Annotated in this window: 14 protein-coding genes; 10 read left to right on the top strand and 4 right to left on the bottom strand. The window is 71.5% G+C overall.

Translation table 11 applies throughout. From position 1 onward, the window contains the following. The first annotated feature begins 31 nt into the window (after positions 1-31). The 3 genes from JI739_RS06860 to lnt are packed head-to-tail and all read left to right on the top strand — an operon-like array spanning position 32 to position 4,334. A complete protein-coding gene (locus JI739_RS06860; RefSeq protein WP_201683056.1) occupies positions 32-1,117 on the top strand; it encodes an SGNH/GDSL hydrolase family protein in 1,086 nt (361 codons plus the stop codon). A 29-nt stretch (positions 1,118-1,146) separates the two neighbouring features. Continuing rightward, positions 1,147-1,878, top strand: a complete 732-nt coding sequence (locus JI739_RS06865; protein ID WP_201683057.1) for a hypothetical protein — start codon at positions 1,147-1,149, stop codon at positions 1,876-1,878. An 8-nt stretch (positions 1,879-1,886) separates the two neighbouring features. Then, complete coding sequence (gene lnt / locus JI739_RS06870; RefSeq protein ID WP_201683058.1) at positions 1,887-4,334, top strand: apolipoprotein N-acyltransferase; 2,448 nt, start codon at positions 1,887-1,889, stop codon at positions 4,332-4,334. Positions 4,335-4,389: 55 nt separating this feature from the next. Here lnt and JI739_RS06875 read toward each other — a convergent pair whose 3' ends face one another. Further along, positions 4,390-5,163, bottom strand: coding sequence for an IclR family transcriptional regulator domain-containing protein (locus JI739_RS06875; RefSeq protein ID WP_201683059.1), 774 nt, complete (start codon positions 5,161-5,163; stop codon positions 4,390-4,392). 67 nt (positions 5,164-5,230) lie between these two features. On the opposite strand from JI739_RS06875, the gene JI739_RS06880 reads away from it, so the two are divergent. From JI739_RS06880 to JI739_RS06890, 3 genes are all read left to right on the top strand, one after another. After that, positions 5,231-6,502 carry an aromatic ring-hydroxylating oxygenase subunit alpha gene (locus tag JI739_RS06880; RefSeq protein WP_201683060.1) on the top strand — a complete coding sequence of 424 codons (1,272 nt, stop codon included), beginning with the start codon at positions 5,231-5,233 and terminating at the stop codon, positions 6,500-6,502. A 148-nt stretch (positions 6,503-6,650) separates the two neighbouring features. Continuing rightward, positions 6,651-7,124, top strand: a complete 474-nt coding sequence (locus JI739_RS06885; protein WP_201683061.1) for an aromatic-ring-hydroxylating dioxygenase subunit beta — start codon at positions 6,651-6,653, stop codon at positions 7,122-7,124. A 33-nt stretch (positions 7,125-7,157) separates the two neighbouring features. After that, positions 7,158-8,117, top strand: coding sequence for a tripartite tricarboxylate transporter substrate binding protein (locus JI739_RS06890; protein ID WP_201683062.1), 960 nt, complete (start codon positions 7,158-7,160; stop codon positions 8,115-8,117). Positions 8,118-8,139: 22 nt separating this feature from the next. Here JI739_RS06890 and JI739_RS06895 read toward each other — a convergent pair whose 3' ends face one another. Both JI739_RS06895 and JI739_RS06900 read right to left on the bottom strand, forming a co-directional pair. Further along, entirely contained in the window at positions 8,140-8,562 is a 423-nt protein-coding gene (locus JI739_RS06895; protein ID WP_201683063.1) for a DUF1810 domain-containing protein, read from the bottom strand. A gap of 10 nt (positions 8,563-8,572) precedes the next feature. Then, entirely contained in the window at positions 8,573-9,493 is a 921-nt protein-coding gene (locus JI739_RS06900) for a YihY/virulence factor BrkB family protein (protein WP_201683064.1), read from the bottom strand. Positions 9,494-9,746: 253 nt separating this feature from the next. On the opposite strand from JI739_RS06900, the gene JI739_RS06905 reads away from it, so the two are divergent. Next, a complete protein-coding gene (locus tag JI739_RS06905) occupies positions 9,747-10,703 on the top strand; it encodes a hypothetical protein (protein WP_201683065.1) in 957 nt (318 codons plus the stop codon). Further along, entirely contained in the window at positions 10,703-11,311 is a 609-nt protein-coding gene (locus JI739_RS06910) for a DUF938 domain-containing protein (RefSeq protein ID WP_201683066.1), read from the top strand. Before JI739_RS06905 ends, JI739_RS06910 begins: the two co-directional genes overlap by 1 nt. Positions 11,312-11,315: 4 nt before the next feature. Here the strand turns inward: JI739_RS06910 and JI739_RS06915 are convergent, their stop codons facing one another. After that, positions 11,316-12,560: a citrate synthase gene (locus JI739_RS06915; protein ID WP_201683067.1), complete on the bottom strand. Its 1,245-nt coding sequence runs from the start codon at positions 12,558-12,560 to the stop codon at positions 11,316-11,318. Positions 12,561-12,695: 135 nt separating this feature from the next. On the opposite strand from JI739_RS06915, the gene JI739_RS06920 reads away from it, so the two are divergent. After that, positions 12,696-13,655 carry a cupin domain-containing protein gene (locus JI739_RS06920; protein ID WP_201683068.1) on the top strand — a complete coding sequence of 320 codons (960 nt, stop codon included), beginning with the start codon at positions 12,696-12,698 and terminating at the stop codon, positions 13,653-13,655. Between the two features lie 49 nt (positions 13,656-13,704). After that, on the top strand, positions 13,705-14,262 hold the full coding sequence (locus tag JI739_RS06925) for an NADPH-dependent FMN reductase (RefSeq protein ID WP_201683069.1): 558 nt from the start codon (positions 13,705-13,707) through the stop codon (positions 14,260-14,262). The last annotated feature ends 27 nt before the right edge of the window (positions 14,263-14,289 follow it).

A 14,289-nucleotide genomic window follows, 5' to 3' on the forward strand; every position in this document is an offset into this window, starting at 1 on the left:
GCCTTCGTTCCGTCGTCGAGAGGGGATCGCGATGCAAGCCAAGTCGTATGCGAAGCGCGGGTGGTTGGTGATCCTGGCCCTGCTCGGCGGGGCGGCGGCGGCCAACACGCTGACCCAGAACGTCTCGTGGACCATCGACCGGGCCCAGACCAGCACCAAGCTGCGGATCGTCGCCTACGGTGATTCGATCTACGCCGGCTACAACGGCTCGGTCTACAGCGTCGCCAAGTACGCGGCGCCCACGGTCGATGCGGAGTACCTCTCGGCGCTGTGGAAAGCCGACATCGAGAGCGTGCGCCGCACCAAGTCCGGGGCGGTGGCCGAGGACATCTACCGCAACAAGATCGTGGCCGAGCGGTCGCACATGCAGGCCAGCAACACCCGGGTGGTGACCTTCGAGATGTGCGGCAACGACGGCCTGCAGGCACGCACCGCGTTCAAGCGCCAGACCGGCACCTGCAACTACGCGGGGCTGGAGGCGGCGGTCGCCAGTTGCCAGACCTACGTCGCCGCGGCGATGGACTTCATCAACGCCAACGCCTATCCCGGTACCCAGCTGAAGATCGTGAGCAACCTGTACTACCCGGGCTACGCCGCCGACAACGTGCAAAGCTCCTGCACCGACCCGACCAGCGGAACCCGGGTCAACGTGCAGGACGTGCTGTTGCCGCGCGTCGCGCGGATGAACTGGTCGATGTGCGAACTCGCGCGGCTGAAGGGCTTCCGCTGCACCGACAGCTTCGCGCAGTACATGGGCGCGGACTACGACAGCAACGGCGACGGCGTGGTCGATTCGGACGCGCTGCGCTACCTGCCGGGCGAAACCGAGGCGGCCTACGTGAGCCGCATCACCACCACCCTGCGCGCGACCATCCGCGATGCCAATGCGCACTTCGCCACCGCCAGCAGCAGCTACGACTACATCCAATCCGACGACACGCACCCGACCTACACCGGCGGCACGGTCAGCTCCGGGCTGTTCGGCAGCACGACCGGGTCGGGCGCGCCGCGCTACACCTCCTTCACCGACGGCAAGAGCCCGATCTGGAACCGCTACGGCCATGAGCGCATGGGCTGGGGCCTGTCCACGGCGCCGCCCGTGCCGCCGGCACCCTGACCGCGCTGCGCACACCGGGAGCAGCGGCCATGCACGAGCCCACCCGAGCCGGACGACGCAGCTCGAACGACCAGTCGCCCGCGAGCGGCGGCTGGGGCCCCTCGCGCCTCCTGCTCGGCGTCGCGGGGGCCACGCTGGCGGGCGCCGTCGCCTGGGCCGTGCTGGCGCCTCCAGGGGCGCCGGTGCAGCCCGCTTCGGCTCCCGGACCCCGCGCCGCTGCCTCGATCGATCCGGCTCCCGCGAATCCGCCGCTGGCAGCCACGGCCACGGAATCGCCGGCGGCGCCGCAAGCCGCCCTCCCGGCGCGGGTCGCCACCCGGCCGGCCGTCGAGCCGCCGAAGATCCCGCGCACGCGCGACCCGAACGGGGACCTCACGCCCGACCTGTCCGACTACATCAACGAAGGTGAGCGACCGACCATGGCCCAGGTGATCGAGCGGCTGCACCAGGTCGGCATCCACGGCGGCCTGGGTGCCTTCTCGCCGCCGGGTACGCGCCCGCCGCTGGTGGGCATCGCGGTGCCCGAGGATTTCGAGTTGCCTGAGGGCTATGTGCGCCACCACCAGGCCACCGACGATGGCCAGCCCATCGAGCCGATCCTGATGTTCGCGCCGGGCCGCAGCTTCGTCGATGCGTCGGGTCGGCCGGTGGACATCCCGGCCGATCGCGTCGTGCCGCCCGAGCTGGCGCCGCCCGGGCTGCCGATCCGGCGCATCGCGATCCCCGCGCCCGCCGACGCGGCGGGCAGGCGAGGCGGCTGACCGGCGCGATGGGCGGACCCCGGCTGCGCGATCGCCCGTGGGCCGGCATCGTCGCGAGCGCGCTGCTGTGCGCCCTGTACGCCCACGGCGGCGCGGCGTGGCTGCTCGGCTTCGTCGCCTTCGTGCCCTGGCTGCGCACGCTGGACACGTCGCGATCGCTGCCTCGCGCGTTGCTCGGGGCCTGGGCCCTGTCGGTCGGCTACACCGCCGCCGTCCTGGGATGGTTCGCCAGCGCGATCAGCGGCTACCTGCAGGTCGGCACGGCCACCGGGTGGGCGGTGCTGCTGCTGGGGGCGCCCCTGCTGCAGCCGCAGTTCCTGGCGTTCGCGCTGGTGCGGCACCTGGTGGGCCGGCGGCATGGCGCGGTGCTGCGCGCCTTCGCGGCTGTCGCGGCGTGGATCGCGACCGAGGCCTTCGTGCCACGCCTGCTGGGCGACACCTTCGGCATCGGCCTGTATCCCTCGCGCCTGTTCCGGCAGGCCGCGGACCTCGGCGGCGTGGCCGGCCTGACGGCGGTGCTGCTGCTGGTGAACGAGGCGCTGGCGTGTGCCCTCGCCCGTCGCCGCCTGGGCTGGCGTGCGCTGGCGACGCCGCTGGCAGGGGCCGCGCTCGGCCCGCTGCTGCTGGCCGGCCATGGCCTGTCGGCCCTGGCGGACCCACCGCCCACCGGCCCGCTGCTTCGGGTGGCGCTGGTGCAGTCGAACATCGTGGACTACGAGCGCCTGCGCCGGGAGCGGGGGGCCGCGGCGGTCGTGCACGAGGTGCTCGACACCCACGGCGCGATGTCCTGGGACGCCGTCGAGCGGCAGCGGGCGGACGCCGTGCTCTGGTCCGAGACGGTGTACCCCACGACCTTCGGCCGCCCCAAGAGCGAAGCCGGCGCGGAACTCGACCGCGAGATCCTCGGGATGGTGGAGGCGGCCGGGGTGCCGTTCGTGTTCGGCACCTACGAGCGCGATGCCGCCGGCGAGTACAACGCCGCCGCCTTCGTCGCGCCCGGCGCGGGCCTGGTCGGCTTCTATCGCAAGAGCCGGCCGTTCCCCTTGACCGAGTACGTGCCGCCCTGGCTCGATGGGCCGCTGCTTCGGCGCTGGCTGCCGTGGGCCGGCACCTGGCAGCCGGGCACCGGCGCACGCGTGCTGCCGCTGCGCTTGCGGGGCGGTCGCGAGGTCCCGGTGCTGCCGATGATCTGCCTGGACGACATGGACACCGGCCTGGCCGTGGCGGGCGCCCGGCTCGGAGCGCAGGCCATCCTCACGCTCTCCAACGACTCGTGGTTCACCCACGCGCCACAAGGGGCGCGGCTGCACCTCGCAGCGGCCGCCTTCCGCAGCATCGAAACCCGCCTGCCCCAGTTCCGCGTGACCACCAACGGCTACAGCGCGGTGATCCACCCGGACGGCAGCGTGCTCGCGGCCGCCGCCATGGGCGAACGCTCGCTGGTGGTCGGCGAGCTGCCGGTGCATGCAGCACCCCCGACGCTGCTGCTCGCGTGGGGCGACTGGCTCGGGCCTGCCGCCGCGCTGTTCCTGCTGCTGCTGGCCGCGGCTTCGCTCCTGCGCCGGTGGCCTGGGCCGGCGGGCGCGGGCTCGACCGCACGCGCCCACGCGCCGGTGTCCGTGCCGCGCCGGGTGGCCGTGCTGCCGCCGGCGGCGCGCCTGGCGGCCGGGCTGCTGCGGGGGTTCGCGCGCCTGGGCCTGCTCGGCATGGCCGCGGCGCTGTTGCTGGGCGACGCTGGCTGGCAGGGGCGCACCCTGGCCACCCTGCAGACCTTCACCCTCGTCTTCCTGGCACCGGAACTCGCCGCCTGGCTCGTGCTCCGCGCCTACACGGCGAATGCCGCGATCGAGCACGGCGTGCTGGTGCTGGCCCGCGGCCGCCACCGCCTCGACTTGCGGCTGGCCGACATCGCCGCGGCCGAGGCCTGGCGCGTGCCGCTCCCGCGCCCCGGCACCTGGCTGAGGCTGCGTTCCGGGCAGCGGTGGCCCTTCGGCCTGGCCCTGGCGGACACCCGCGCGCTCGCCACGGCACTGGGGATCCCTGGCCCGCCCGATGAGCCGGCCTCGCGCTTGTCGGCCTACGCCGGCACCTGGGCCGCCATCCGCCGGGCGGGACGGCTCGCCCACCCGATGGCCCGGTTCGTCGGGTGGCCGATGCTGCTGGCGATCCCGGCCTTCCGGCTGCACCAGCACATCCTGTACGGCAGCGGCCTGGGCGAATACCACGAGGCCGGGTTGCAAGCGTACGTAACCGGGTTCCTGGTCTGGTGGGCTGCATGGATCGTGGGCATGGTGCTGTACGCGGCGGTGCTGCGAACGCTCATCGAAGCCGGCACCTTCGCGGCGGCCGTGTGGCAACCCGTCGCGGCCCTGGACGTGCGGCGCTGGGTCGAACGGATCGGGCTGCTCGCCTTCTACCTGGGACCGCCTGCGTGGCTGCTGCTGCTGACGGCATGAGCCGTCTTCGAGGCGGCCGGCTCGGGACAAGCCCAGGGCAACCGGTGGATGGCACTCACAGCCGCGCCCTCACCCACTCCTGTGTCCGGCGCATCGCCGGCAGGTAGGCCGCGACCATCTCGCCCGTGGTCATGCGTTCCGCGCGGGTCGAGATCGTCAAAGCCGCGACGGTCTGGCCGGATGCATCGCCCAGCGGCACCGCGATCGAGCGCACGCCCAACTCGATCTCCTCGTCGCAAGCGGCCCAACCCCTTGCGCGGCATTCCTGCAGCCCTTGCATCAGGCCGCGCAGGTCCGTCACCGTGCGCGGGGTGAACGCCTCGCGCTGCGTCGACGCCAGCAGCTTGCGCGCCTGCGCGCCCGGCAGGTCCGCGAGCAGCACGCGCCCCGCCGCCGAGCAGTGCAGCGGCAGCCGGGAGCCCACGCCGAGCCCGACCCGGAAGGTGCGCCGGGCCGTGGATCGGGCCGCGATCACCACGGCCCCCTCGTGCAGCACCGCCAGCGAGGCCGAGTCGCGGCTGCGCTCGCTCAGGCTGTCCAGGGCAGGCTGCACCAGGCGCGGCAGGCGGGTCGAGGCGGCGTAGGCGTAGCTGATGCGCAGCGCCCCGTGGCCCAGCCAGAAATGCTTGCCGTCGGTCTGCATGTAGCCCAGCTCGCACAAGGTCAGCAGGCAGCGCCGCGCCGCCGCCAGGCTCACGTCGATGCGGCGGGCGGCCTCGGTGATGGTCATGCGGGTATGCGCCGAATCGAACGCCTCCAGCAACCTCAGCCCCTTGGCGAGCCCGGCGATGCGGTCCTTGTTGCGCGGCGGTTGGGTGGCGGCGGGCATGCGCGAATTCTGCGCTATGCGCAGGACGGCATTGCCGCCAGGCCCCTCGCGGGACAGACTCCCCCCGATGAACACCCCCGTCCTCGACGCGACCCCGGCAGCCGCAGCCGCCCACCGCAGCTGGCCCGCCGAAGGCTTCACCCGCGCGCCCTACTGGGCCTACCGCGACCCGGCCCTCTATGCGCTGGAGCAGGAGCGCATCTTTCGTGGGCCGCACTGGCACTACCTGGGCCTGGAGGCCGAAGTGCCCGAACGCGGCTCGTACAAGGGCACCTTCATCGGCGAGCTGCCGGTGATCCTGACCCGCTCCGAAGACGGCTCGGTCGCGGCGGTGCTCAATCGTTGCGCGCACCGGGGCAACCTGGTGGTCCGCGAACCCTTCGGCAAGACGCAGAAGCTGCACTGCGTCTACCACTCCTGGACGTTCAGCCTCAAGGGTGACCTGCTGTCGGTGGCGTTCCGCAACGGCCTGCGCGGCGAGGGCGGACTGCCCAAGGACTTCAGCATGGCCGAGCACGGCCTCAGGAAGCTGCGGGTGGCCACGATCTGCGGCTTCGTGTTCGCGACCTTCAGCGACGACACCCCGCCGCTGGAGGAGTGGCTGGGCGAGGTGGCCGACGGCATCCGGCGCGTGTGCCGCGACAAGCCGCTGAAGGTGCTGGGCTACGACACGCAGCGCATCCACGCCAACTGGAAGCTCTATCACGAGAACCCGCGCGACTCGTACCACGCCAACATCCTGCACACCTTCTACGGCACCTTCGGCCTGTCGCGCCAGTCGCAGGAGTCGGGCATGGTGCTGGACGCGAGCGGTCGGCACGTCTACTTCTACACCAAGGCCGGCACCGAGAAGGACTCGGCCGACTACCAGCAGACGGCCGCCGCGCTGCGATCGCACAACGCCGGGCTGGCGCTGGAGGACACCAGCATCCTGAAGTGGCGCGACGAGATCGGCGATGGCGTGAGCATCCAGATCCTCACCACCTACCCGTCCTTCGTGCTGCACCAGATCGCCAACAGCCTGGCCACGCGCCAGCTGGTGCCGCGCGGACCCGACGAGTGCGACCTGGTCTGGACCTACTTCGGCTTCGCGGACGACGACGAGGAGACCACCCGCATGCGCCTGGCGCAGATGAACCTGGTGGGCTCGGCCGGCATGGTGTCGGTGGAGGACGCGGCGGTGTGCGAAATGATGATGCGCGCCATCGGCGACGGCGCCACCGGCGAATCCTTCATCGAGATGGGCGGGCGCGAACTGGACGGCGGCGGCAACACCAAGCTGTCGGAGCGCGCGATCCGCAACTTCTGGCACGCCTACCGCCAGGACATGAGGATCTGACCCCCCCGAAGCGCCTTCGGCGCCTCCCCCCCAGGAGGCGCCACCGGTGGCCCGGCAAAGCCGGTTCCACGGTGGCCCTGGAATTGGCCGCCTAGCTCGAGCCGTTCAAGCGACCCGAAGTCGATGGAGAACTGAAACGATGTCACTGATGCATGAAGAACACTTCCGCGCGGTCGAGAACCTGGTGCACGAATGGGCACGGGCGATCGACGAGAACCGGGTCGAGGCCATCGCCGAGCTGATGCTGCCGAAGGGCCGCTACACGGTGCGCAGCCGCTTCAACGAGGACCGCGGCTTGCCGCACGCGCTGATCGACGCGCAATCGGCCGCGCAGGTGCGCGACCGCATCAAGTCCATGCGCCTGGCCAACATCTACGAGCCGCAGCACATGCGCCACCTGATCTCCGGCGTGCAGATCGTCGGTTCGCGGGACGGCCTGCTCGAGGTCCGCTCCAACTTCGCGGTGGTGCGCACGCTGGAGCTTGAAGGCGACATGAAACTCTTCGCCACCGGCCAGGCGCGCGACCTGGTGGACGTGAGCGGCGAGCGCCCGCTTTTCCACTCGCGCCTGCTGCTGATCGACTCGCGCGCGGTCGAGACCCTGCTGGTCATTCCGCTGTAGCCTGCGCAGGCCATCACCCAAGAAGGAGACAAGATGATCCGTGCCCTGTTCACCGCCCTCGTCGCCGGCAGCGCGGCGCTGGCCGCCGCGCCCTCGTTCGCGCAAGGCTATCCGTCCGCCCCCATCACGGTGGTGATCCCGCTGGCGCCCGGCGATGCGGCCGACACGGCCGCGCGTGCCATGAGCGAGGAGCTATCGCGCCAGCTGAAGACGCCGATCGTGGTGCAGAACCGGCCCGGCGCCGGCGGCAGCATCGGCGTGCAGGCCGTCACCTCGGCCAGGCCCGACGGCTACACCATCCTCTTCACGCAGAACGGTCCGCTGACCATCCGCCGGGTGTTCGAGCCGGCGGCCGCGGGGTTCGATCCGCTGAAGGAGCTGACCCCGCTGGCCATCACCACGCGCACGCCGTCCATCCTGGTGGCGCGGCGCGACGCGCCTTTCAACACCTTCGAGGAGATGGTGGCGCACGCCAAGCGGAACCCAGGGGGTGTGCGGGTGGGCAACGCCGGGCCCGGGTCGGCCGGCGACGTCAGCGTGCACATCATCAACGCGCAGGCCGGCACCGACATGACATCGGTTCCGTACAAGGGCGCGGCGCCTGCCGTCACCGACGTGCTGGGCGGCCAGGTCGAAGGCGTGATCCTGGGCCTGGGGGCGCTCAGCGCCCACCTCAGGAGCGGCGCGCTCAAGCCCATCGCCATCTCCAGCCCGTTCCCCGAACTGCCCAACGTGCCCACCCTGGGCAAGCTGGGCTACAAGCAGGACCTGCTGGGCGTGTGGCTGGCCTTCCTGGCGCCGTCGGGCGTGCCGGCGGAAGTCACCCGCGCGCTGATGCCGGCCCTCGAGCGCGCGGCCAAGAGCCCGGCGCTGGCCGAACGGCTGCTGCCGCTGGGCATCGCGCAGGACTGGGTTCCGGCGGATCGGCTGGCCGAGACCATCACCCGCGAATACGACACCGTCTCGGAGATCAGCCGGAAAATGAAGCGGTGACTGCCGACGTCTCGATCGGGGTTTATTCGCTGCCGGCCAGCAACCGATCCGTCAGTGGATCGCGCTCGCCCCCGAAGTGACTGGCCAGGCAGCGGGTGAAGCAGCTGTCGGCTTCGTCCGCCGCCCGCTCGAAGAGCGTCATGCACGAGCGCAGCTTCATCGCGTCGACCTCGCCGAAGATGTGTTCCGCCGTGAGCTGGGGATGCCGCAGCACCCGCTCGCAGGCCTGGCGCAGCCGGGGGCCCAGCACCGGATGCGCCAGGTAGGCCCGGGCCTCGTCCAGCCCCGACAGGCCATAGTGCTTCGCCGTGGCGCTGCGGCCCAGCGCCGTCAGCTGCGGGAACACGAACCACATCCAGTGGCCCTGCTTGCGGCCCTGCGCCAATTCGGCGCAGACCTGGTCCCACACCGGGTCCTGCGCGAGGACGAAGCGTTGGAGCTGCACGGGCCTGCCCTCACGAGCGCACGGGGGACTCCGACTGACGGTGCGGCTTTTCCGCCGCCGGCTGGCCCGGCGCGCGCTCGCCGATCTGCTTGCCTTTGGGCGAGTGGTGCTCCACCAGCACGTTGACCTCGGAGCCGACCAGCATCACCAGGCCGGCGATGTAGAGCCACATCATCAGGGCCACCACCGCGCCGATGCCACCGTAGACCGCGCTGTAGTCGGCGAAGTTCTGGGCGTAGATGGCGAAGCCCACCGAAGCGATCAGCAGCAGGATGGTGGCCACGACACCGCCGGGGGTGATGAAGACGAAGCGCTGGCCCCTGACGTTGGGCGCGAGGTAGTAGGTCAGCGAGAAGGCCAGCAGGATGGCCAGCACGATGATGACCCACCGCAAGCTGGCGAAGAACGTCAGCAGCGCATCACTGAAGCCGAAGCGTTCGCCCAGCCAGTCCTGCGCGATGCCGCCCATCACGATCAGCGAGAAGGCCGTGATCATCAACGCGCCGAACAGCAGGCTCAAGCCGATGGCCACGAGCCGCGCGCGGATGAAGCTGCGCGCCTCCTTCACGTCGTAGGTGATGTTGAGCTGCTGCATGATCGCGTACATGCCGGTCGAGGCGGCCCACAGCGTGCCCAGGGCGCCCACCGAGACGATGCCCCCGCTCTCCTTCTTCATCACCTCCTCCAGCACCTTGGTGAACATGCTGGCGGCGTCGGCCGGCAGGGTTTGCCGCATGAGGTCCATGATCGCCGTGTCCACCCTCGGAATGGGCAGGAACGGGATCAACCCCATCAGGAGGATCATGGCCGGGAAGATGGCCAGGGTCAGGTAGAAGCCCAGGGCAGCGGCGCCGTTGTAGACGTTGTCCTCGCTGATCTTGGCGTACAGCTCACGCAGGAACTGCATCGGGGGGATGCCGCGAATCTTCATGGTGGCAAGCGTCGCCGCTGCGCGCCACCCGGCCAGTCAGCCGGCGCCGCCGCATGCGGGTGAAGCCTGCCTACGTTCCAAAGATGAAGTAAACCGCCCGCACGGAGCACGAGCATGGCGGCCGGCCCGCCGCCGCCGGCCTACACGCGGTTTCCCCGTTGGCCCACATGCCGTCCGGCTCGCGGCCTTAGAGTGCAACGTCAAGCAGCGCGCAAGCGCGTCCCATCCACTCGTTGCAGCCGGAGGAACCCTCGTGAACACGCAACCCGCTTCCAGCATCCAGGACACCCGCAGCACCACCGGCTCGGCCATGCCCGGCGCCAGCAGCGCCACCGAACGCACCGGCACCGGCAACCCCGCCAATGAATCGTTCCTCAGCCGGGACAACATCCATCGCTTCGCCGACAAGGCCCACCAGGCGATCGATCGCCTGCAGCAGAAGCTGAGCTTCGGCAGCGGCCAAGGCTCGTCCCCGGCCACGCCCACCGATCTGCGCGAGCGCGCCCGGCAGTACGGCGAACAGGCCATGCACGCGGCCCAGCAGGCGCGCGACTACCCCGGGCGCCTGCGCGAGCAGGTCACCACCGAGCCGATCAAGGCGACCGCCGTCGCCTTCGCCGCCGGCGTGGTCTGGGGCATGCTGCCGTCGGGCCGCCGGCGGCACCACCACGTGGAAGTGGTCGAGGTGCCGGTCGCCCACGACGCAGGGGCATCGTTGAGCGCCCGCGCGAACCGCTGGATCGGCGCCGCCGGCGAGCGGCTGCACCACCTGGGCGAGTCGACGCACGACACCGCGCAGCGCCTGGGCGCCGGCACGATGAGCGGCGCCAGCCGCGCCCGCGCCTATTCGAGCCGGCTGTGGCACGACACCCGCAAGTCCATGCCCTACGCCAAGGACCAGCTGCTGGCCCGCTCGCATCACTACGGCAGCCTGGCCCGCACGCAGATGGAAACGCATCCGCTGGCCGGCCTGGCGGTGGCGATCGGCCTCGGGGCCTTGGCGGTGCGCATGACGATGGGGCAGCGCGGCTATCGCTACTCGGCACGCTCGTCCACCCTGGCTGTCGACAAGGACGGCCGCCCGCTGCGCGCCGAACCCGGCGACCGCTCGGCCAGCTCGATGGGCGCGGTGGCCAAGCCGATGATGTCCGGCGCGCTGGTGCTGGGCATGGGCGTGATCCTGGGGGCGCTGCTCTCTTCGCGCCGCTGATGGGCGGCCTGCCCGGCAGTCCCGCCGCCGACCGCAACAAGCAGCCGATCTTCGAGGTGCTGTGCCGCGTGCTGCCGGCCCGCGGCACGGCCCTGGAGGTCGCCGCCGGCACGGGGCAGCACGCCGCCTGGTTCGCCGCCCGCCTGCCGGGCTGGCGCTGGCTGCCCACCGATTTCGACGCCGGCATGCTCCCGGTGATCGCCGCGCGCACGGCGGACCTGCCCAACGTGCTGCAGCCGCGGGCGCTGGACGCGGCGCAGGCCGAGTGGCCGCTGCGCGAACGGTTCGAGCTGCTCTATTGCGCCAACATGATCCACATCGCCCCCTGGACCGCCGGCCAGGGCCTGCTGCGCGGCGCGGCGCGGCACCTGGTACCGGGCGGGCTGCTGGTGCTGTACGGGCCCTACCTCGAAGCCGATGTGCCCACCGCACCCAGCAATGCCGCGTTCGACCAGGACCTGCGCTCGCGCAACGGCGCCTGGGGCTTGCGACGGCTGGACGCCGTGGCGGCCGAAGCGGCGGACGCTGGCCTGGTGCTGCGCGAGCGGCACGCACTGCCAGCGAACAACCTGCTGCTGGTGTTCGCCCTCGACGACCCAGCGACCTGAAGGACTACTCGCGGCGGTGCCGCTGCCGCACCGGCATCGGCACGACGTTGAGCCGCTGCTCGATGGCGTGCGCCACCCAGCCGGCGCATCGCGCCAGCACCCACAGGGCACCGGCCGAGCGCCTCGGCAGGCCCAGCGCCCGCGCCGCGACCAGCAGCCCCAGTTCGAGGCCCGGCTGGTCCACCGCGTCCACATCGTGAAGGCGCATCCGGTCCAGCAGCTGTGACACCGCGGCCCGTTCATCGACCTGCAGGGCCAGCTCGATCAGCATCCGCGCGCGCGGATCGCCGTCGGCGTAGGGCGACTCGTCCTCGGCCAGTCGGCTGCCACGGCCGGCGGGCATCAGCCGGTTGGCCGACGTGCGCGGCACCAGCCCCTCGCACAGCAGGTCCTCCAGACGGTCCACGCTGCCGCCGAGGCGGTGGCCGGCATGCACGCTGAGCCCGGCCATCAGGCAGGCGCCGAGGCCGCTGCCGGCCGACGCCGCGATCCGCACCGCCGTGGTGGACGCGACCAGTCCGTGGTCGGCGCAGGCGATCAGCAGCGCATTGACCAGCCGCAGCGCCTGAGGCCGGAGTTCCGCGCCCAGCGCCTGCAGGATGACCTGCCCGATCGCCGCCTCGCCGGCCGCTTGTTCGAGGACTGACTGCCGCGGGCCGAGCACGCCCAGCGTGCAGGCCATGGCCATGAGCATGCGGCGCGCCAGCCGGGTGGTCGTGCCGTCCCGCAGTTCGACCCGCGCGGACTGGCCCATGACGATGCAGACCAGGCTGAACATCCGCAGCACCGGCACGTGCGGCTGCTGCGCCTGCAGCGCGCCCAGGCAGGCCGGCAGCGCGGCCGGCAAGGGCTCCGCCGGCCACTGCACGGGTTCGTCCATGAGCAGCCCGGCCCAGAGCATCTCGGCCACGTTCTCGAAACGACCCGGGTGCTCCAGCAGCGTCGCCAGCGCACGGCCACGGTAGCGCGGGCCGGCGGAGGTGAGCTGGCAGACCGCGCTGCCCGCGGCCAGGCGGTGCGAGGTCGGGCCGCGTGCGGGCATCGTGCCGGCGGTCGAGGCGGCGGCGCGCCGGCGGCCGGCCAGCCGCTCGACCTCGACGCGCTCGTACATGGATCGGCCCGAAGCCGCGTCCTGCTGGCGCTGCAGCAGACCTCGGCTGACGTAGCTGTAAAGGGTCTGCTGCTTGACTTTGAGCAGGCGGGCGGCCTCCTGCGAGGTCAGGTAGGCCGGATGGGCAGGGGATCGCATAAAAGCTCCCAGGTGCGACCCGCATGTTGATTCAAGGGGGTTGACAGTCAACCTAGGGAAAGCGTGGAGCGCGATCAAGCTCGCCCCCCCTAGCATCAGCCAGTCAACGGCCGCCCACGGGCCTGCTGATTACCCATGGACTACGACAGCATCAGCGATCTTCCCCTGTTGGTCGAAAGGCTGGCGATCGACGGCTGCACACCCGGCTGGGTGCGCCGCCGCAAGCCTTTGCTGTGGGCGCGCCCGCAGTCCACCTTCGAGCCGGCACACTGGTCTTACGCGCGGCTGCGCCCGGCCCTGCTGGCCGCCTGTCGCCTGATCGGCACCGACGAGGCCGAGCGCCGCAACCTCATCCTGCGCAACCCCGCGCCGGGGGTTGATTTCGCCACCACCAATACCCTGGTCGGCGCCTACCAGGCGATCCTGCCGGGCGAACAGGCCCGCAGCCACCGGCACGCGCCCCATGCCTTGCGCGTCATCCTCGAGGCCGAGGACGCCTGGTCGGTGGTCAACGGCGTGCGCCATCCCATGAACACCGGCGACATCGTGCTCACGCCCGGCCAGCACTGGCACGGGCATGGGCACGACGGCACCCAGCCCGCGCTGTGGTTCGACTGCCTCGACGTGCCGCTGGTGCACCTGCTGGAGCCCATGCGCTTCGAGGACCACCCCGCGGGCATGGAGCCGGTGCTGCGCACCATCGACGAATCGCCCATGCGCTGGCGTGCCGCCGACATCGCGCAGCGCCTGGCGCAGGCCCGCGAGGCCGACACGCGGCCCGACGCGCATTTCGGCCTGACGGTCGACCTGTCCTCGCCGGCCCTGCCCACCATCGCCATCCGCGTGCACGCGTGGGACACCGGCTGGGGCCACGCGCCCTACCGCCATGCCGCCAACGAGCTGCTGGTTGTACTGGGCGGACGGGGCACCAGCCGCATCGGCGAGCACCGCTTCGACTGGGGCTACGGCGACGTGCTGGCCCTGCCCATGGGCACAAGGGTGCACCACCAGGTGCACGAAGCGGCCCGGGTCGTGAGCCTGTCCGACGACCCCGTGATGCGCCTGTGCGGCTACTACTTCCTCGAGGGCGCCTGATGGCGCCGCGACCCGCGATTTCCCCTCACCATCGAACCCCCGCCTTTCCATGACCCTCAAGATCCTCGGCATCTCCGGCAGCCTGCGCGAGAAGTCCGTCAACACCCGCGCGCTCAGGGCCGCCGGCGCCGTGATGCCGGCCGGCATGCAACTGGAGATCGCCGACTACGGTGACGTGCCCCTGTACAACCAGGACCTGCAGGACCGCGGCATCCCGCCCGCGGTGGAACGCCTGCGCGCGGCCATCGAGTCCGCCGACGGCGTGCTCTTCGCCAGCCCCGAATACAACTTCTCGATTTCCGGCGTGCTCAAGAACGCGATCGACTGGGTGTCGCGCACCTCGCCGCAACCCTTCAAGGGCAAGCCGGTGGCCATCATGTCGGCCACCTCCGGCCTGTGGGGCGGCGCCCGCCACCAGTACGAGCTGCGCAAGATCCTCGGATCGATGGACGCACTGGCGCTGGTCAAGCCCGAGGTGCTGATCAACCTCGCGCTCACCAAGTTCGACGCCGACGGCCAGCTCACCGACGCCAACACGCTCAAGACGATCACCGACCAGATGGCGGCCTTCCGCGACTGGATCGTGCGCCTGCAGCCCAGGGACTGAGGTCCGCCGTTTCGTCAACTACCCGCC

The organism is Ramlibacter aurantiacus (assembly GCF_016722895.1).
GTDB classification, from domain to species: Bacteria; Pseudomonadota; Gammaproteobacteria; order Burkholderiales; family Burkholderiaceae_C; genus Ramlibacter; species Ramlibacter aurantiacus.

Excerpts from the sequence above, each read along its gene's own strand:
- JI739_RS06860 (WP_201683056.1), top strand. The coding sequence starts at position 32 with ATGCAAGCCAAGTCGTATGCGAAGCGCGGGTGGTTGGTGATCCTGGCC.
- JI739_RS06865 (WP_201683057.1), top strand. The coding sequence starts at position 1,147 with ATGCACGAGCCCACCCGAGCCGGACGACGCAGCTCGAACGACCAGTCG.
- lnt (WP_201683058.1), top strand. The coding sequence starts at position 1,887 with ATGGGCGGACCCCGGCTGCGCGATCGCCCGTGGGCCGGCATCGTCGCG.
- JI739_RS06875 (WP_201683059.1), bottom strand. The coding sequence starts at position 5,163 with ATGCCCGCCGCCACCCAACCGCCGCGCAACAAGGACCGCATCGCCGGG.
- JI739_RS06880 (WP_201683060.1), top strand. The coding sequence starts at position 5,231 with ATGAACACCCCCGTCCTCGACGCGACCCCGGCAGCCGCAGCCGCCCAC.
- JI739_RS06885 (WP_201683061.1), top strand. The coding sequence starts at position 6,651 with ATGCATGAAGAACACTTCCGCGCGGTCGAGAACCTGGTGCACGAATGG.
- JI739_RS06890 (WP_201683062.1), top strand. The coding sequence starts at position 7,158 with ATGATCCGTGCCCTGTTCACCGCCCTCGTCGCCGGCAGCGCGGCGCTG.
- JI739_RS06900 (WP_201683064.1), bottom strand. The coding sequence starts at position 9,493 with ATGAAGATTCGCGGCATCCCCCCGATGCAGTTCCTGCGTGAGCTGTAC.
- JI739_RS06910 (WP_201683066.1), top strand. The coding sequence starts at position 10,703 with ATGGGCGGCCTGCCCGGCAGTCCCGCCGCCGACCGCAACAAGCAGCCG.
- JI739_RS06915 (WP_201683067.1), bottom strand. The coding sequence starts at position 12,560 with ATGCGATCCCCTGCCCATCCGGCCTACCTGACCTCGCAGGAGGCCGCC.
- JI739_RS06920 (WP_201683068.1), top strand. The coding sequence starts at position 12,696 with ATGGACTACGACAGCATCAGCGATCTTCCCCTGTTGGTCGAAAGGCTG.
- JI739_RS06925 (WP_201683069.1), top strand. The coding sequence starts at position 13,705 with ATGACCCTCAAGATCCTCGGCATCTCCGGCAGCCTGCGCGAGAAGTCC.